Annotated in this window: 14 protein-coding genes; 11 read left to right on the top strand and 3 right to left on the bottom strand. The window is 70.4% G+C overall.

From position 1 onward, the window contains the following. Positions 1–361: 361 nt before the first annotated feature. On the top strand, positions 362–3,982 hold the full coding sequence (gene smc, locus ACH49X_RS05150) for a chromosome segregation protein SMC (RefSeq protein WP_195078701.1): 3,621 nt from the start codon (positions 362–364) through the stop codon (positions 3,980–3,982). Positions 3,983–3,994: 12 nt separating this feature from the next. Here the strand turns inward: smc and ACH49X_RS05145 are convergent, their stop codons facing one another. After that, positions 3,995–4,192, bottom strand: coding sequence for a hypothetical protein (locus ACH49X_RS05145; RefSeq protein ID WP_195078702.1), 198 nt, complete (start codon positions 4,190–4,192; stop codon positions 3,995–3,997). Positions 4,193–4,522: 330 nt separating this feature from the next. Continuing rightward, positions 4,523–5,440: an NmrA family NAD(P)-binding protein gene (locus ACH49X_RS05140; protein ID WP_357206890.1), complete on the bottom strand. Its 918-nt coding sequence runs from the start codon at positions 5,438–5,440 to the stop codon at positions 4,523–4,525. A gap of 34 nt (positions 5,441–5,474) precedes the next feature. Here ACH49X_RS05140 and ACH49X_RS05135 point away from each other — a divergent pair, with 34 nt between their 5' ends. After that, a complete protein-coding gene (locus ACH49X_RS05135) occupies positions 5,475–6,320 on the top strand; it encodes a helix-turn-helix domain-containing protein (RefSeq protein WP_357206888.1) in 846 nt (281 codons plus the stop codon). A gap of 131 nt (positions 6,321–6,451) precedes the next feature. On the opposite strand, the gene ACH49X_RS05130 is transcribed toward ACH49X_RS05135, so the two are convergent. After that, the gene (locus tag ACH49X_RS05130) at positions 6,452–6,841 is read right to left on the bottom strand and encodes a DUF2237 family protein (protein ID WP_019048221.1); all 390 of its coding nucleotides are present in this window, start codon (positions 6,839–6,841) and stop codon (positions 6,452–6,454) included. A gap of 193 nt (positions 6,842–7,034) precedes the next feature. Between ACH49X_RS05130 and ftsY the strand changes: the two genes are divergently transcribed. From ftsY to ACH49X_RS05085, 9 genes are all read left to right on the top strand, one after another. After that, positions 7,035–8,513 (top strand): signal recognition particle-docking protein FtsY, encoded by a 1,479-nt coding sequence (gene ftsY, locus ACH49X_RS05125; RefSeq protein WP_357206886.1) that lies wholly within the window; start codon positions 7,035–7,037, stop codon positions 8,511–8,513. Between the two features lie 351 nt (positions 8,514–8,864). Further along, positions 8,865–10,244 (top strand): ammonium transporter, encoded by a 1,380-nt coding sequence (locus ACH49X_RS05120; RefSeq protein WP_323124210.1) that lies wholly within the window; start codon positions 8,865–8,867, stop codon positions 10,242–10,244. A 5-nt stretch (positions 10,245–10,249) separates the two neighbouring features. Continuing rightward, entirely contained in the window at positions 10,250–10,588 is a 339-nt protein-coding gene (locus ACH49X_RS05115) for a P-II family nitrogen regulator (protein WP_040868325.1), read from the top strand. 144 nt (positions 10,589–10,732) lie between these two features. After that, positions 10,733–13,147, top strand: a complete 2,415-nt coding sequence (locus ACH49X_RS05110) for a [protein-PII] uridylyltransferase (RefSeq protein ID WP_195078928.1) — start codon at positions 10,733–10,735, stop codon at positions 13,145–13,147. Between the two features lie 121 nt (positions 13,148–13,268). Continuing rightward, complete coding sequence (locus tag ACH49X_RS05105; RefSeq protein ID WP_067808803.1) at positions 13,269–13,583, top strand: hypothetical protein; 315 nt, start codon at positions 13,269–13,271, stop codon at positions 13,581–13,583. A gap of 105 nt (positions 13,584–13,688) precedes the next feature. Beyond that, a complete protein-coding gene (ffh, locus tag ACH49X_RS05100) occupies positions 13,689–15,251 on the top strand; it encodes a signal recognition particle protein (protein WP_195078705.1) in 1,563 nt (520 codons plus the stop codon). A gap of 212 nt (positions 15,252–15,463) precedes the next feature. After that, positions 15,464–16,522 (top strand): amidohydrolase family protein, encoded by a 1,059-nt coding sequence (locus ACH49X_RS05095; protein ID WP_195078929.1) that lies wholly within the window; start codon positions 15,464–15,466, stop codon positions 16,520–16,522. A gap of 54 nt (positions 16,523–16,576) precedes the next feature. Next, on the top strand, positions 16,577–17,560 hold the full coding sequence (locus tag ACH49X_RS05090; RefSeq protein ID WP_195078706.1) for an LLM class F420-dependent oxidoreductase: 984 nt from the start codon (positions 16,577–16,579) through the stop codon (positions 17,558–17,560). Positions 17,561–17,609: 49 nt separating this feature from the next. Continuing rightward, on the top strand, positions 17,610–18,347 hold the full coding sequence (locus tag ACH49X_RS05085; RefSeq protein ID WP_195078707.1) for a class I SAM-dependent methyltransferase: 738 nt from the start codon (positions 17,610–17,612) through the stop codon (positions 18,345–18,347). Positions 18,348–18,451: the final 104 nt, after the last annotated feature.

Raw genomic sequence — 18,451 nt, 5'->3', positions numbered from 1 at the left:
GATGTGGCGTCAGTGCCAGTTCGAGACCGGGCATGGGCGGCGGGCTGACGGAAGAGACGCGTGCCGGTGGCAGAGCGGGCGTTCCCGCATCCCGGTGCGCCGGCGGAGTCGGTCGCGTCGCGGCCGCCGACCCGATGCGACCGGCGCCGCCGTCGCCGTCCCGGCAAACCCGGGGCATATCGAAATGCGCGCGAACCGGCGGCGAGTCGATAACCTACGGATATCGCCGAACCACCACTCGGCCGCGCACGCCGTCGGGCCCCGGAAGCTCCCGGTACGCGACGGATACCATGACAGGTCGCCGGATGCGCTGCCCCGACGCGGAACGCCGACCGGGCAGAACACGGAAAGGTCGTCGAACTTGCACCTGAAGAGCCTGACGTTGAAGGGCTTCAAATCCTTCGCGTCCGCGACGACGCTGCGCTTGGAACCGGGCATCACGTGTGTGGTCGGTCCCAACGGCTCGGGCAAATCGAACGTCGTCGACGCGCTCACCTGGGTGATGGGCGAGCAGGGCGCCAAGGCGTTGCGCGGCGGCAAGATGCAGGACGTGATCTTCGCGGGCACGGCGGGCCGCGCGCCGCTCGGCCGTGCCGAGGTCACGCTGACCATCGACAATTCCGACGGCGCGCTGCCGATCGACTACGCCGAGGTGTCCATCACCAGGCGCATGTTCCGCGACGGCGCGGGCGAGTACGAGATCAACGGCAACTCCTGCCGCCTGATGGACGTGCAGGAACTGCTCAGCGACTCCGGCATCGGCCGCGAGATGCACGTCATCGTGGGTCAGGGCCAGCTGTCGGCCATCCTGGAATCGCGCCCTGAGGACCGCCGCGCGTTCGTCGAGGAAGCCGCCGGTGTGCTCAAGCACCGCAAACGCAAGGAGAAGGCGGTCCGCAAGCTCGAGGCCATGCAGGCCAACCTGGCCCGGCTGACCGACCTCACCACCGAACTGCGCCGCCAGCTCAAACCGCTGGGCAGGCAGGCGGAGGTGGCGCGCAGGGCGCAGACCGTGCAGGCCGACCTGCGCGACGCCCGGCTGCGGCTGGCCGCCGACGACCTGGTCACCCGGCGCGAAGAGCTGGCCAGCCAGCAGAGCAAGGAAGCGTACGCGCGCGAACAGCAGATCACCGTGCAGTCCGAGCTGGACGCCGCGAACGCGGCGCTGGCGCAGCAGGAATTCCAGCTGTCGCGGCTGACGCCGAGCGCGGAGGCCGCCGCGCAGCTGTGGTTCCAGCTGTCCGCGCTCGCCGAGCGGGTCAACGCGACCATCCGCATCGCGGGCGACCGGGCGCGGCACCTGGACGCGGCGGCTCCGGTCAGCACCGGCCGCGACCCCGAGCAACTCGAGGCCGAGGCCGACCGGGTCGAGGCCGAGGAGGCCGAGCTGCGCGAAGCGGTGGAGATCGCCACGGAGACGCTGGAGGCGGCCCGCGACCAGCTGGCCGAACGCGAACACGCCGCCAAGGCCGCCGAGCAGGCGCACTTGGCCGCGGTGCGGGCGATCGCCGACCGGCGCGAGGGAGTGGCCCGGTTGTCCGGCAAGGTGGACACCCTGCGGGCCAGGGCGCAGTCGGTGGACGCGGAGATCGCGCGGCTGTCGGTCGCGATCGCCGACGCCCGCCATCGCGGTGAGGCCGCGCAAGCCGAATTCGACACGGTGCAAGCCGAACTCGCCGAACTCGACGCGGGCGAGGCCGGTCTCGACGCTCAGCACGAGCACGCGGCGCAGGCGCTGGAACTGGCCGATCAGCGGGTCACCGAACTGCGCGAACAGGACCGGGACGCGAGCAAGCGCGTCGCGTCGCTCAGCGCGCGCATCGAGGCGCTCGGCATGAACCTGGCCCGCCGGGACGGTGTGGCCTGGCTGGTGGAGCACCGCGAGCAGGGATTGCTCGGCCCGCTCTCGGCGCTGCTGCGCGTGCACGGCGGCTTCGAGGCGGCGGTCGCCGCCGCGCTGGGCCCGCTGGCCGACGCCGTCGCCGCCGACACCGGCGAGTCCGCGCACGCCGCGATCCAGGCGCTCAAGGACGCCGACGCGGGCCGCGCCGCCGTCGTCTTCGGCGCCGAGCGTGCCGATCGGCCGCGGCCGGACGCGCTGCCCGACGGCGCCCGCTGGCTGTTCGACGTGGTCGAATGCCCCGACTCGGTGCGCGGCGCGATCGCGGCGCTCGCCGCGGGGATCGCGGTGGCCGACGATCTGCCCGCCGCCCGCGCGCTGGTCGCGGCGCGGCCCGAACTGCGCGTGGTCACCCGCGACGGCGACCTCACCGGAAACGGCTGGCTGCTCGGCGGTTCCGATCGCGCGCCCAGTCAGCTGGAGATCCAAGCCGACATCGACGCCGCCGAGGCGGAGTTGATCGCGGCGCAGCGGCGCGCCGAGGAACTCGAGGCCGCGCTGTCCGGCGCGCTAGAGGAGCAGGCCGATCGCAAGGACGCCGTCGACCAGGCGCTGCTCGCCCTGCACGAATCCGATCAGGCGCTGGTCGCGATCTACGAGCGGCTGGGCAGGCTCGGTCAGACCGCTCGCACCGCGCACGCGGAGAGCGAACGGCTGGTCGGCCAGCGCGACGACGCGGAGGCGAGCCGGGAGGAGGCGCTGGCCGCGCTGGCCGAGCTGGAGGACCGCCTGCGCCACGCGGAATTGGAGCAGTCCGAGGCGGACGCCGACGGCGCGGGCGCGGCGGGCACCGAATCCGCGGGCCGCGCGCGCGAGGAGGCCGCCGCGGCGCTGGCCGAGGCGCGCGCCATGGAGGTCGAGGCGAGGCTCGCCGTGCGCACCGCCGAGGAGCGCGCGGAATCCGTTCGCGGCAAGGCCGATTCGCTGCGCCGCGCCGCCCGTGCCGAGCGGGAGAACCGCGCCCGCGCCGAACGCGCGCGAGCCGCGCGCAGGCAGGCGGCCGAACTCGCCGCCGCGGTGGCCGAATCCGGTGCGAAGATCGCCGCCGAACTCGAGCGGGTGGTGGCCGAGGCCGGCGCCCGCCGCGACGAGCTGGTGCGCAAACGCTCGGAGTGCGCCGCGCAGGTCGAACAGGTCAAGGAGCGGGTGCGCGCGCTCACCGCGCAACTGTCCCAGCTCACCGACGCGGTGCATCGGGACGAGGTGGCCAAAGCCCAAGCGGCGCTGCGCATCGAGCAGCTGGAGGCGACCATCGCCGAGCAGTTCGGTATCGCGCTGGACGATCTGATCGCCGAGTACGGCCCGCACGTGCCGCTGCCGCCGTCGGCGCTGGAGATGCAGGAGTACGAGCAGGCCAAGGAGCGCGGCGAGCAGGTCAGCGAACCCGCCCCGATGCCGTACGACCGGCAGACCCAGGAGCGTCGCGCCAAGCGCGCCGAGAAGGATCTCGCCACCCTGGGCAAGGTGAATCCACTCGCGCTCGAGGAATTCGCGGCGCTGGAGGAGCGGTACAACTTCCTGGCCACGCAGCTCGAGGACGTCAAGAGCGCGCGCAAGGATCTGCTCGACGTGGTCGCCGAGGTCGATGCCCGCATCCTGCAGGTGTTCACCGAGGCGTACGCCGACGTGGAGCGCGAGTTCGTCGAGGTGTTCGCGAAACTGTTCCCCGGCGGCGAGGGCAGGCTGCTGCTCACCGACCCCTCGGACATGCTCACCACCGGCATCGAGGTGGAGGCCCGTCCGCCGGGCAAGAAGGTCAAGCGCCTGTCGCTGCTGTCCGGCGGGGAGAAGTCGCTGACCGCCGTCGCGTTGCTGGTGGCCATCTTCCGCGCCAGGCCGTCGCCGTTCTACGTGATGGACGAGGTCGAGGCCGCGCTGGACGACACCAACCTGCGCCGTCTGATCGGCCTGTTCGAGCAGTTGCGGGAGAAGAGCCAGCTGATCGTCATCACCCACCAGAAGCCGACGATGGAGATCGCCGACGCGCTCTACGGCGTCAGCATGCGCGGCGACGGCATCACCCAGGTGATCTCTCAGCGGTTGCGCGGGGAGAATCTGGCCCCGGTCGGCGCCGCGGGCTGACCCGCCGCGCGGTCAGCTCCGGCGTGCGGGCAGGGTGACGGTGCCGGAGTCCAGGTCGACCAGTGGGTCGTCACCGGAGATCCGATCGTCGACCTTGGCGATCGCCACCCATTCCTTGCGCTCGTGGATGTGCTTGCGCGAGGGGCCGAATATCTCGTCGACCTCCGCGCCGACCGGATCGCGCCGGGCGCGGCCGGATCGTCTGCGCATGCCTTCCACCGTGCCGAGCGTACGCCTCGCCGCTCGACAACCCCGGTGAGCAGGGCCTGCGCCCAGTGGCACCGGCACCGGCACCGGTCCGCCCCGCTTCTCGGTGCGGCCTTTTCACCACGCGGCCACGGACGAGACGATCGCCCCCCCCATCGGGAAGCTCGGGTCCCGCGTGGTTCGGCCGCGACGCTCGGTCTCTCGGCGGCTACGGCCTCGGTGGGGGACCCCTCAGCTCCGGGGCCGCCGGCGACAGCGAGTCGTCTCATGTGATCCGGCTCGTACGCGACGCCACGGTGCGACGGGATCCCCGAACCGCGAATCCGACCCCGATCACCCAGCCTTATCGGAGCTTTCGTGGTCGAGCAGCGCTTTGATCTGCGCCGCACCGGTTTCGGCGAGCCAGGCGTCGAATGTCCGCAGCCCGGGATGGATTGCGCGGATCTCGTCGACGTCGGCGCTCCAGCCGCCGGTGTGGCGCATGAGCCGCCACGTATTGCCGATCTCCGCGCCGATCGCGTCCGCCTCGGCTTCGCCGACTTCGTGGTAGTTGACTCGATGACCGGTGGCCGCGCTGATCGCCGCCGCGGCCACGGGCGGGACGAGCACGTCACCTGCGAGTTCGAGGACGCGGCCGTGGAAGCGATCCGGGTCGGCGAACGCCAGACCGGCGATGTCGCCGATGTCCGCGACGGCGATCACCTTCATCGGCCCCTCGGCCGGGAACAGGTGCCGGTGCACGCCGTCTTTGATGCCGTCGACGGGTGACGTGCGCAGCAGGTAGTTCTCCATGAAGCGCACCGGGCGCAGCAGGGTGTATTGCAGACCGCTGGCGATGATCGCGTCTTCGATGCGCTTCTTACCCGTCGCGCCCCACGAGGTGCTGTCGCCCATCGAGGCGATGCCGGTGAACACGATCTGCCGCACCCCGGCCGCACGTGCGGCCTCGACGATCGCTTCGCCGCGCGCGGCTTCCAAGTCGACGTCCCAGCCTTCCGGACCGTAGGCGGCGGGCGGGACCAGGAACAGGCCGCTGACACCGGCCAGCGCCGCGGGCAAGGTCTCGGGGGCGTCGAAGTCGCCGACGACGAGTTCCGCGCCCGCCGCGGCCAGTTCCTGCGCGGCGTGCGCGTGCGCGTCGCGGACGAGCGCGCGCACCGCCCTGCCGTCGGCCAGCAGTCGCCGGGCGGTCGTGCCGCCCTGCTTGCCGGTGGCCCCGGTGACCAGGATGAGGTTGTGCTGAGGGGACATACTCCGCCTTCTCTGCTCGGTAGAATCGGGTTGGTTGACCCGGATTCGGACGATACGGGTCGCGCCACCCGATCGACCAGGCTGCTTATCGGAAGGCCGTAACGAAATGACCGCATCGCTCGCTCCGGGCGGGATGTCGCGATCCGATGCCCGGCGCAATCGCGCCCTCGTGCTGGCGGCCGCGCAGCGCGCCTTCGCCGAACAGGGCGCCTCCGTGTCACTGGTCGAGGTCGCCCGCAGGGCTGGTGTCGGCGCGGGCACCGTCTACCGGCACTTCCCCACGAAAAGCGCACTGCTGGAAGCGGTTATGCAACAGCGCATCGACCGGTTGGCGAAGCTGGCCGCCGACCATCTCGCCGCACCCGATCCCGGCGCCGCCTTCTTCGACTTCTGCACCGCGGTGATCGCCACGACCCCGGACAACCAGGCGCTGTGCGACCTCGTTCAGTCCGACGACGGTTGGCCGCGCGCGCTGGTACAGAGCGCGGGGGTGCGATTCCACGATGCGGTGGCGGCTCTGCTCGCCGCGGCCGAGCGGGAGGGGGCGGTCCGGGCCGACATCGAACTCGACGACGTGCTCGCCATCTTCACCGGATGCGTCGCGATCCAACGGCTCCGTAAGGCCAGTGGCGGCCTCGACCGTACCGCCGCGATCGTGCTGGACGCGCTGCGCGCGGGGCCGGTCGGACCGGTGGTGACGAAACGGGAGGGCGACACCGAAGACCGTAACGAAACTGAGGAGCGTAACGAAAGCCAAGCGGATCGCTGCCCGGTGTGCCGGGCGGCGGTGCCCCGGGCCGGGACGGGCCGCAGGGCCAGATACTGCTCGGCCGCGTGCCGCCAGAAGGCGCATCGCCGACGGGTCGCGGCGGCACGCTGAGCCCGAATGGCGCATTTGTGCCATCGGATGCTCGGCTGCGCCACGGACCGATCGGACCCCGGCTCGTGATCCCCGGGTGAGCCGGTGATCCGCGCGGCGCTCGCCGCCGGTTGGAAGGGGTTACCGGTTGCTCAGAGCAGGTCGCTGACGTCGTCGGGCACGTCGACGGCGTACTTGCGCAGAATGTCCATCGAGATCACTTCCAGGGCGTTCTCGTGTGTGGCGGCCAGCACCACGGGCGCGGCGACGCCGTCCTCGTGCGCGTGCAGCCATCGCACGGCGACCACGCACCACCGGTCCCCCGGCTGCAAACCGGGAAAATTGTTCTCCGGACGGGGTGTGCTCAAATCGTTTCCGATGGAAGCCTGATGCTCCAGGAATTCTGCCGTGACAACGGTGCAGACGGTGTGGCTGCCCAGATCCTCCGGCCCGGTACTGCAGCAGCCGTCCCGGTAGAAGCCGGTGAGAGGATCGGTGCCGCACTCTTCCAGCGGCCCCCCAAGCACGTTTCGATCGGTCACGTCGCCGATCCTATTGTCCCTTCGCGAGAAGTTCCGCAGGACAAGAAATCTGGAGGGCTGTGTCGGTGCCCGCTCGCACCGGCCCACGGCCCGGTACCTGCGATGTTCGCCGACTTCGCGCCGTCGGCCCCGGCGCGCGACTCGCGCGCCGGGTGCGGCTCGGGGCCGATCCCGTGACGACCGGTCTGCAAGGATGGTCCGCGTGAGTCCCGAAGTCTGGATCCTGATCGCCGCGGTCGCCGCACTGCTGCTCGTCGTGCTCGTCGCCGGATTCGTCCGGTACAAGCGCGGCCGCGTGTCGCTGACGCCGCCCACGCAGGACAAGGAGCTGACCGACCGGTCCGGTGGCTACACCGCGTCCGGCGGATTCTCCTTCAGCCGGGGTGGCACGGCGACCGAACCGCAACCGGTCGAGCGCACCGACACCGAAGGACAGCCGCACGTCGGCGATGACGCCGCGATACCGCGCGACGCGCCCAAACGCGGCATCACGAACGTTCCCTTGCCGGATGCCGACGTCACCGAGGCGGCCCCCGCGCCGGAAGTCGTCGAGCCGGCCACCGAAGCGGAGGCCGGGCCGGAGACGGTGCCGCAGGACAGCGACGCGGTGGAGGCCCCGGAGGCCCCGGCTCAGGACACGACCGCCGAGCCGGTCACCGGCACCGCGGGCACGGACACCGGCGTCACCACCGAGATCGTCGCGCCCGACACGCCCGCTGGCGTCGAGGCGCCCGCCGCGCTGGAGGAGATCGAGCCCACCGCGGGCCGCCTGGTCCGGCTGCGCGGACGGCTGTCGCGCTCGCAGAACGCGGTCGGCAAGAGCCTGCTCGGCCTGCTCGGCGGCGGCGACCTGGACGACGACTCGTGGGAAGAGGTGGAGGACACCCTCGTGCTCGCCGACCTCGGCACCGCGAGCACCACGGCCGTCGTCTCCCGGCTGCGTGCGGAGATGGCGGCGCGCAGCGTGCGGACCACCGACGAGGCGCGTGCCGTGCTGCGCGACGTGCTGATCGAGCAGCTGCGCCCGGAGCTGGACCGCTCGGTGCGCGCGCTGCCGCACCCCGATCACCCGTCCATCCTGCTCGTGGTGGGCGTGAACGGCACCGGCAAGACCACCACCACCGGCAAGCTCGCCCGGGTGCTCGTGGCCGACGGCCGCCGGGTGCTGCTCGGCGCGGCCGACACCTTCCGCGCCGCGGCGGCGGACCAGTTGCAGACCTGGGGCGAGCGGGTCGGCGCCGATACCGTCCGCGGTCGTGAGGGCGCCGACCCGGCCGCGGTCGCCTTCGACGCGGTGGCCGCGGGCGTCGAGCGCGGGGTGGACGCGGTGCTGATCGACACGGCAGGGCGGTTGCACACCAAGACGGGCCTGATGGACGAGCTGGGCAAGGTCAAGCGCGTGGTGGAGAAGAAGGCCGCCGTCGACGAGGTCCTGCTCGTGCTGGACGCGACCGTCGGACAGAACGGACTCACCCAGGCCAGGGTGTTCGCCGAAGTGGTCGACATCACCGGCGTGGTGCTGACCAAGCTGGACGGGACGGCCAAGGGCGGCATCGTCTTCCAGGTCCAGCACGAACTGGGCGTGCCGGTGAAGCTGGTCGGGCTCGGCGAGGGCGCCGACGACCTGGCTCCGTTCGAGCCCGCCGCGTTCGTGGACGCACTGCTGGGCTAGAGCCGTCCCGATCCCGAGTCCGGCCCGAAGAGGTTGCCGCGGGCGGCGTTCTGCCCACCGGCTGCGCCGCGTGCGCTCCTGGGTCGACGCCGCCCGCGGTGCGAGGGCGGTCACACCCCGGAAGTTTGCCGACTCATCCTGTGCGGTAACGAATGTCCGATTCACGAAAAGCGTGCTCACAGCGCCGCGAACACCGCGGTGTAGGTGACGAAACGTAGTGGCAACACGGCTGTGCCATCCGTTCACGTAGGTGAAACACGGCAGCTCTACGGATGAAACACCGAGTTAGGACCCTTCTGTTCAGGTCCATTTGCCGGAATCGGCTGGGCCCGAGATGAGGAGGACATTAAAGTGGCTTTTCCACTTACCGGTGCACCGGATACCGGTGACACCGCATGGATGCTGGCGAGCTCGGCGCTGGTGTTGCTGATGACGCCGGGCCTGGCTTTCTTCTACGGCGGCATGGTCCGGTCGAAGAACGTGCTCAACATGATCATGATGAGCATCAGCGCCATGGGCTTGGTCGGCGTCCTGTGGTCGCTGTACGGATACTCGACGGCCTTCGGCGACAACACCTTCGGCCTGATCGGTGATCCGACGCAGTTCTTCGGCCTCAAGGGCCTGATCGGCGGCAACTCCGTCGCCGAGGTCAAGGACGCGGCGGGCTCGGTCACCACCGAAGCGGTGAACATCCCGCTCGCCGGCACGATTCCGGCGACCGTCTTCGTCGCCTTCCAGCTGATGTTCGCCATCATCACGGTTGCCCTCATCTCGGGTGCGGTCGCCGACCGCTTGAAGTTCGGCGCGTGGCTGCTGTTCGCAGGCATCTGGTCCACGGTGGTCTACTTCCCGGTCGCGCACTGGGTGTTCGATTTCGACGTCAAGGACGCCGACGGCAACGTCGTGCACGAGGGCGGCTGGATCGCCAACAAACTGCTCGCGGTCGACTTCGCCGGTGGCACGGCGGTGCACATCAACGCCGGTGCGGCCGGTCTGGCCCTGGTGCTGGTGCTCGGCAAGCGCAAGGGCTGGCCGACCACCCCGTTCCGCCCGCACAACCTGCCGTTCGTCATGCTCGGCGCGGGTCTGCTGTGGTTCGGCTGGTTCGGTTTCAACGCCGGTTCCGCGGTGACCTCCGGCGGCCTCGCCGGTTCGACCTTCGTCACCACCACCATCGCCACCTGCGCCGCGATGCTGGCCTGGCTGCTGGTGGAGAAGATCCGCGACGGCAAGCCCACCTCGCTGGGCGCGGCCTCGGGCATCGTGGCGGGTCTGGTCGCCATCACCCCGTCGTGTTCCTCGGTGAACGTGCTCGGCGCGCTCGCCATCGGCGTCGTCGCGGGCGCGCTGTGCGCCCTCGCGGTCGGCCTGAAGTTCAGGTTCGGCTTCGACGACTCGCTCGACGTGGTCGGCGTGCATCTGGTCGGCGGCATCGTCGGCACCCTGATGGTCGGTTTCGTCGCGGCGCCCGAGGCGGGTGCGGCCAAGACCGGTCTGCTCTACGGCGGCGGATTCGATCAGCTGTGGCGACAGGCGGTGGGCGCCGGTGTGGTGCTTGCCTTCTCCTTCGTCGCGACCCTGATCATTGCCTATATCGTGAAGTTCACCATTGGGCTGCGCGTGAGCGAGGAAGCGGAGTCGGTCGGCTTGGACGAGTCCGAGCACGCGGAAACCGCCTACGACTTCGCCGCTCTGGGTAGCACGGCACGTTCGGCCGTCAAGGAGGCATGACGAACATGAAACTGATCACCGCAATCGTCAAACCGTTCACGCTCGAGGACGTCAAGTCCGGTCTCGAGCAGGCGGGTGTGTTGGGCATGACCGTCAGCGAGGTCCAAGGGTACGGCCGGCAGAAGGGCCACACCGAGGTGTACCGCGGCGCGGAGTACTCCGTCGATTTCGTGCCGAAGGTCCGTGTCGAGGTCGTCGTGGACGACGCCTCCGTCGACAAGGTCGTGGAGGTGATCGTGGAGGCCTCCCGCACCGGCAAGATCGGCGACGGCAAGGTCTGGGTCACCCCGGTGGAATCGATCATCCGGGTGCGCACCGGCGAACGCGGCACCGACGCGCTGTAGCGGAAAATCGAGTCGAGCGGCGGCCCCGCTCCCACCGGAGCTCCCGGTCGGGGCGGGGCCGCGCGCATGAATGGGCGGTGGGTTGTGGCAAGTCAGTACGAGCACGACGGTGACCGGAAGGTCACCGGACAAGGCGGCGGCAAGGTGTCCAACGGAGCGGCCGACCTGGTCCGCGCGCGAACCCAACTGCTCGACGGCGGCCAGCCGCGCAATCCACGGCTGGACGCCCAGTCGCTGCGCCAGGCGCTGGTCGACCTCTACGAACTCTGGCTCACCGGCAAGGGCGCCGAACTGGGCATCGCACCCGACAGCGGCCTGGCCGTGGTGGCCGTCGGCGGCCTCGGGCGCGGCGAGATGCTGCCGTACTCCGATCTGGATCTGGTGCTGCTGCACGACGACGTCGACCCGGCCCGGGTGGCCGAGGTCGCCGACCAGCTGTGGTATCCGCTGTGGGACGCGCACATCAAACTCGACCACAGTGTGCGCACCGTTCCGCAGGCGTTGCGGGTGGCCGCGGACGATCTGATCGCCGCGCTCGGCATGTTGGAGGCCAGGCACATCGTCGGCGACCAGGAACTGAGCAATCTGCTGATCGGCGGGGTGCGCCGGGAGTGGCGCACCGGCATCCGTTCCCGCTTCGACGAGCTCATCGCCCAAGCCCAGGCCAGATGGGAGCGCAACGGCGAGATCGCCCACCGCGCCGAGCCCGACCTGAAGAACGGGCGTGGCGGCCTGCGCGACATCCAGCTGCTGGACGCGCTGGCCATCGCCCAGCTCACCGACGCGATGCCCGGCCTCGGACCGGACGTGCCCGGCGGCGGATTGAAGCAGGCGCACCGGCGGCTGCTGGACGTGCGCACCGAACTGCACCGCGTGGCAGGCCGCGCCCGCGACCAGCTGCGCGCCCAGGACGCCGACGAGATCGGCGCGGCCCTGCGCATCGGCGACCGGTTCGACCTGGCGCGCACCCTGAGCGATTCGGCCCGGACGGTCAGCTACTCCGTGGACGTCGGGCTGCGCACCGCGGCCAACGCCCTGCCCCGGCGCGGGTTGGCGCGCCTGCGCCGGATGCCGGTGCGCAGGCCGCTGGACGAAGGCGTTGTCGAGCACGCGGGCGAGGTCGTGCTGGCGCGAGACGCCCGCCCCCAGCGCGACCCTGGACTGATCCTGCGCGTCGCGGCGGCGTCGGCGCAGACCGGTCTGCCGATGTCGGCCACCACGCTCAACCGGCTCTCCGAGGACGCCCCCGAGCTACGCGAGCCGTGGCCCAAGGACGCCCTCAACGACTTGCTGGTGCTGCTGGGCGCGGGCCGCGGCACGATCGACGCGATCGAAGCGCTCGACCGGACGGGACTATGGGGCAGGCTGCTGCCGGAGTGGGGCGCGGTGCGCGATCTGCCGCCGCGCGATGTCCAGCACATCTGGACCGTCGACCGCCACCTCATGGAGACGGTCGCCTACGCGGGCGGTCTGAGCACCAGGGTGGCCAGGCCCGACCTGCTCGCCCTCGGCGCGCTGCTGCACGACATCGGCAAGGGCCGCGCGGGCGACCACAGCGTGGTCGGCGCGGAACTGGCCACCCACATCGGCCGCCGCCTCGGTCTGTGGCCGTCGGACGTGCGCACGCTCAGCGCGGTCGTGCGCCACCACCTGCTGCTGCCGGAAACCGCGACCCGGCGCGATCTGTCCGATCCGGAGACGGTGCGTTCGGTCGTCGACGCGCTCGACGGCGATCCGCAACTGCTGGAACTGCTGCACACGCTGGCGGAGGCGGACTCACAGGCCACCGGCCCCGGCGTGTGGGGCGACTGGAAGGCGTCGCTGATCGGCGAACTCGTCCGGCGCTGTCGGTTGGTCATGGCGGGTGACCAGCTGCCGACCCCGGAGCCGATCGCACCGGAACTGGTCGAGAAGGCCAGGGCGGGCGGTGTGCACGTCGACCTGAAGCCCGGCGAGAGCAAACACACCTATGTCGTCACGGTCATCGCGCCCGACAGCTCCGGACTGCTGTCCGACGCCGCCGGTGTGCTCGCGCTGCATTCGCTGCGCGTGCTGTCGGCCGCGCTCGGTGTCGAAGGCTCCTCCGCGGTGGACACCTTCGTCGTCGCCCCCAAATTCGGCGACCCGCCCGACCCGGGGCTGCTGCGCCAGGAATTGATCCGGGCCACGGCCGGTGACCTGGACGTGCCCGCGGCGCTGGCCAAACGTGAGCGCGAGGCGGACACCATCGGCCGCAGCCGGTACGCGCGGGCCCAGCCGCGAGTGATCTGGTCGGACACCTCGACGCCGGGACAGGCCATCCTCGAACTGCGTGCCGAGGACCGGGTCGGCCTGCTCAGCAGGCTGGCCGCGGAGCTGGCAGGCTGCGGAGCCGACGTCCGCTGGGCCAAGGTGGTGACGATGGGGTCGGCGGTGGTCGACAGCTTCTGCCTCGATCTGGGGACCGAGGACGGCCCCGCGCGCAGGGAAGCGATCGGGAAAGCGATTCTCGCGGTGGTTCCCAGAACTGCGCCGAAACCTCCAGCAGACGGTGCTTCGGATTCGGAAAATCAGGATTAGCAGCACTTTTATCCGGTGATAATTCTGTTGCGCAATATTTGCTGCATCCCGACTCTCGGCTCGCGACCGCCCCATACGATCTAGGGCGTCCGGCTGTCGCGAGCACGAGGGGAGCAGGTCGATGGCAATTGAGGTCGTTTCGGCGTCCACGATGACGAGTGACGAGACCACCCACATGGCGCGCTGTGTCGGCGGCGACCGGTGGGTGGTCTCCTGGCTTCCCGGTCGCACCCTGACCGGGCGGCAGGCGGTGACCGCGATGACGATCGCCTCCACGGTCGCCTGCTCGCCCATCCCGAGCACGGCGGAGTGGGCCCTGCTCGACGGACTGGCCCTGGAGCTGGGCCTGACCGCCAACGAGGCGGTCTTCATGGTGGCCGAGGAGAACCACGACTACCGCAAAACGGCCAGGCCGCGCCGTCGCGTGCTCGACTAGCGAGCCCCGCCGCGCCGGGAAGGACGCACCGCCTGCGCGAACACGCGGGCGATCCCATTACCCTGGGAGAGAATGTGACGTCCCCCGAGATCAGGAGCGCGATCGGTGTTCGAATCCCTGTCCGACCGGCTTACCGGTGCCCTCAAGGATCTGCGCGGTAAGGGGCGTCTGTCACCGGCCGACATCGACGCCACCTGTCGCGAGATCCGCTTGGCCCTGCTCGAGGCCGACGTCGCGCTGCCCGTGGTGCGCGGATTCATCGGGCGGATCAAGGAGCGCGCCAAGGGCGCCGAGGTCTCCGCCGCACTGAACCCGGCCCAGCAGGTCGTGAAGATCGTCAACGAGGAGCTCATCGGCATCCTCGGCGGCGAGACCAGGCGGCTGAACCTGGCCAAGAATCCGCCGACGGTGGTCATGCTGGCCGGTCTGCAAGGTTCCGGTAAGACCACCCTCGCGGGCAAGCTGGCGAAACTGCTGAAGGGGCAGGGGCATCAGCCGCTGCTGGTGGCATGCGACCTGCAGCGTCCCGGCGCGGTCACCCAGCTGCAAGTCGTCGGCGAGCGCGCGGGCGTGCCCGTCTACGCGCCGCACCCCGGCACCTCGGTCGGTGGCGGTGAGAACCCGCTCGGCATCTCCGCCGCCGATCCGGTGAACGTGGCCCGCGGCGGTGTGGAAGAGGCGCGCCAGAAGCAGTACGACGTCGTCATCGTCGACACCGCGGGCCGTCTCGGCATCGACGAGGAACTCATGCGCCAGGCCGCGGGCATCCGCGACGCCGTGCAGCCCGACGAGACCCTGTTCGTGCTCGACGCCATGATCGGCCAGGATGCGGTGAACACCGCCGAGGCGTTCCGTGACGGCGTCGGCTTCACCGGCGTGGTGCTCACCAAGCTCGACGGCGACGCCCGCGGCGGTGCGGCGCTGAGCGTCCGCGAGGTCACCGGCGTGCCGATCCTGTTCGCCTCGACCGGTGAGAAGCTCGAGGACTTCGACGTCTTCCACCCCGATCGCATGGCCAGCCGCATCCTCGGCATGGGCGACGTGCTCACGCTGATCGAGCAGGCCGAGCAGGTCTACGACGCCAAGCAGGCCGAGGAGGCCGCCCGCAAGATCGGCAGCGGCGAGCTCACCCTCGAGGACTTCCTCGACCAGATGCTGGCCATCCGCAAGATGGGCCCGATCGGCAATCTGCTGGGCATGCTGCCTGGCGCGGGCCAGATGAAGGACGTGCTCGCGCAGGTCGACGACAAGCAGCTCGACCGCGTGCAGGCGATCATCCGCGGCATGACCCCGGCCGAACGGGCGAATCCCAAGATCATCAACGCCTCCCGCCGCCTGCGCATCGCCAACGGCTCCGGCGTCCAGGTCTCCGAGGTCAACCAGCTCGTCGACCGCTTCTTCGAGGCGAAGAAGATGATGGCGATGATGGGCCGCCAGATGGGGCTGCCCGGCGCTCGCCGCGGCAACGCCAAGAAGGGCAAGAAAGGCAAGAAGGGCGGTCGGGGCCCGACGCCGCCGAAGGTGCGCGGCGGTTTCCCGGGGATGGGCGGCATGCCCGGCCTGCCCGCCGGGATGCCAGACCTGTCCGACATGCCGGCCGGTCTGGACCAGCTGCCGCCCGGCCTCGAAGGCTTCGATCTCAGCAAGCTGAAGTTCCCCAAGAAGTAGGACGCTCGCGCCGCCCGCGCTGTTCGTGGGCGGCGCTGCGCTCTGCTTCGCGGCTCGGTCGTGCGGCGAGGCCGAGCGGCCTGCTGGACGGGCTTCGCGGCCGTTCCCCGCTCGGATGACCGATCGGAGAAGCGGACAGTAGGTTGGAGGCCGCCGACGAGTTCCAGGAGGTTGCCGTGCATCTACGCGGTGTGGTTCTGCCCGAAGGCGAGATGCGCGACCTCTGGGTACGCGACGGCCTGGTGTCGTTCGATCCGGTGCCCGGAGCCGAAACACTATGCGGCGCAGGGTGGATCGTGCCGGGATTGGTCGACGCCCACTGCCACGTCGGGATCCGGTACGGCGGCGGCCATGAGGACCGAGCGGGTGCCGTCGCGCAGGCCGAGACCGAACGCGACGCGGGCGCCCTGCTGCTGCGCGACGCGGGCTCGCCCATCGACACCCGGTTCATCGACGACCACGAGGAATTGCCTCGGATCATCCGCGCCGGCCGCCACATCGCCCGCCCGAAGCGCTACATCCGCGAACTGGGCATCGAACTGGACGACGAACGCGACCTCCCGGAGATCGTCGCCGAGCAGGCCAGCCTGGGCGACGGCTGGGTGAAGATCGTCGGCGACTGGATCGACCGCTCCGTGGGCGACCTGCGCCCGCTGTGGAGCGACGCGATCTTGAAACAGGCCATCGACGCCGCGCACGCCAACGGCGCACGGGTCACCGCGCACGTCTTCGGCGAGGACGCGCTACCCGGCCTCATCGACGCGGGCATCGACTGCCTGGAGCACGGCACCGGTCTCACCGACGAGACCATCGAGATGATGGTCGAGCACGGCACCGCGCTGGTCCCCACCCTGATCAATATCGACACCTTCCCCGGCATCGCCGACAGCGCGGGCAAATTCCCCGTCTACGCGGCGCACATGCGCGATCTGCACCGTCGGGTGCGCGGCACGGTCGCCGCCGCGCACGAGGCGGGCGTGCCGATCTTCGCGGGCACGGACGCCGGCGGCTCCATCCGGCACGGGCGCATCGCCGACGAGATCTCCGCGCTCGCCGCCGCGGGCCTGTCCGGCCACGACGCACTCGGCGCGGCGTCCTGGCAGGCTCGCTCCTGGCTCGGGCGGCCCGGCATCGAGGACGGCGCTCCCGCCGATCTCGTTGTCTACGAGGAGGATCCGCGCACCCACCCCGAGACGCTCAGCACACCGTACGCCGTCGTCCTGCGCGGACGCGTGTACGGCGGGCACGGTCCGGTCACCGGCCATCGATAACGCGTCACCGCGGCTCACCCGCGCGTATACGGAAGCGGCGTAAGGTCGGATTTCGTGACAATTCGCCTCGGATATCAGATGCCCAACTTCAGCTACGGCAAGTCGGTGCGTGAGCTGTTCCCCACGGTGATCGCGCAGGCCAGAGAGGCCGAAGCCGCCGGTTTCGATACGGCCTTCGTCATGGACCACTTCTATCAGCTGCCCGGCATCGGCACGCCCGACGAGCCGATGCTCGAGGCCTACACCGCCCTCGGCGGCCTGGCCACCGCGACGCAGCGAATCCAGTTGTCGGCGTTGGTCACCGGCAACACCTACCGCAACCCGGCGATGCTCGCCAAGACGGTCACCACGCTGGACGTGGTCAGCGGTGGCCGCGCCGTGCTCGGCATCGGCGCGGGCTGGTTCGAACTCGAGCACCGGTCGCTCGGCTTCGAGTTCGGGACCTTCACCGACCGCTTCGAGCGGCTCGACGAGGCGCTGCACATCATCCAGCCGATGCTGCGCGGCGAGCGGCCCACCTTCGAGGGCAAGTGGTACCGGGTCGAGAACGCGATGAACGAGCCGCGCGTGCGCGATGATCTGCCGATCCTGCTCGGCGGCAGCGGTGAGAAGAAGACCTTCGGCCTTGCCGCCCGCTTCGCCGACCATCTCAACATCATCTGCAACGCCTCCGAGCTGCCGCGCAAACTCGAGGCGCTGCGGGCGCGGTGTGCCGAGGTCGGCCGGGATCCGCAGACCCTGGAGACCAGCTACCTGTGCTTCGTCATGATGGACGAAGACGGTGACCTGGTGCGCAAGCAGCAGCGGGATTACCTGAGCCGCATGGGTATCGACCTGTCGGAGCTGTCGGACGCCGAGCGTGCGCAGAGTCCGGCCGACCGCCAGTTCGTCGGCACGCCCGACGAGGTTGCCGAGCAGCTGCGGACCCGCGTTCTCGACCACGGCGTCGACGGGCTGATCATCAACATGGTGTTCAACGGGCACGAACCGGGCGCGGTCGAGCTGGCCGGACGCACCTTTGCTCCGCTGGTGCGCTGACGAGCGAGAACCGGGCTCGAATGCGGTTGGCGCTGGTTATGATCGGGCGATGATAGCCCCTCCGTGGCGCGCGTCGTACGGTGTCGACGCGCCGTCGGTGTTGTTGTTGCTGGGAGTTCTCGCGGTTGGGTATCTCGCCGCAGCTCTGGTGGTGGCGCTGTTCCAGCAATTGCGTCCGAGCCTGCTGCTCCTGCTGATCGGCGTCGTGCTGGCCACGCAGTTCGGGTTGTTCCTGCACGCGACCCGCCGGGGCAAGTTCCGGGTCTGGGCGCGCCTGCTCGACGACCTCGAACTGCGTGGCGACGAACACCTGCTCGACATGGGCTGCGGCCGCGGGGCGGTGCTGCTGGCCGCCGCGCGCCGCTTGCCCGCCGGGCGGGCGGTGGGCCTGGATCTGTGGTGCTCGGCCGACCACTGCGGGAACACCCCCGCTACCGCGGAGCGGAACGCGCTGGCGGAGAACGTCGCCGATCGGATCGAATTGCGCACCGGCGACATGACCGACATGCCGTTCCCCGACGGCGTGTTCGACGTCGTCGTCTCCAGCTTGGCGATCCACGACATCAAGACCGCCGAGGGCCGGGCCTCCGCGGTCAGGGAGGCATGCCGGGTGCTGCGTCCCGGCGGCAAACTGGTCATCGTCGATATCGGCAACACCAGGCAGTACCGCGCCGTCCTGGCGGCGAACGGCGCGACCGGTCTGATCCACCGGCCGGTGGGGTGGCGGATGTGGTGGGGCGGCCCCTGGGTGCCCACCCGCGCGCTCATCGCGACCGCACCGGGATAGTCCGAGGCGCGCCGATCGTCATGGGCGAGCCGGACGCGATTTCTGGCGTGATCGCCTCGTCTGGCACAATGGACCACCGTCCTTCCGGACAAGTGTCAGCCCGT

The sequence above is a fragment of the Nocardia sp. NPDC019323 genome (assembly GCF_044389845.1).
Taxonomy (GTDB): domain Bacteria; phylum Actinomycetota; class Actinomycetes; order Mycobacteriales; family Mycobacteriaceae; genus Nocardia; species Nocardia implantans.
The sequence above is the reverse complement of the archived record's forward strand: the minus strand, read 5'-3'. Positions and strand labels throughout refer to the sequence as shown.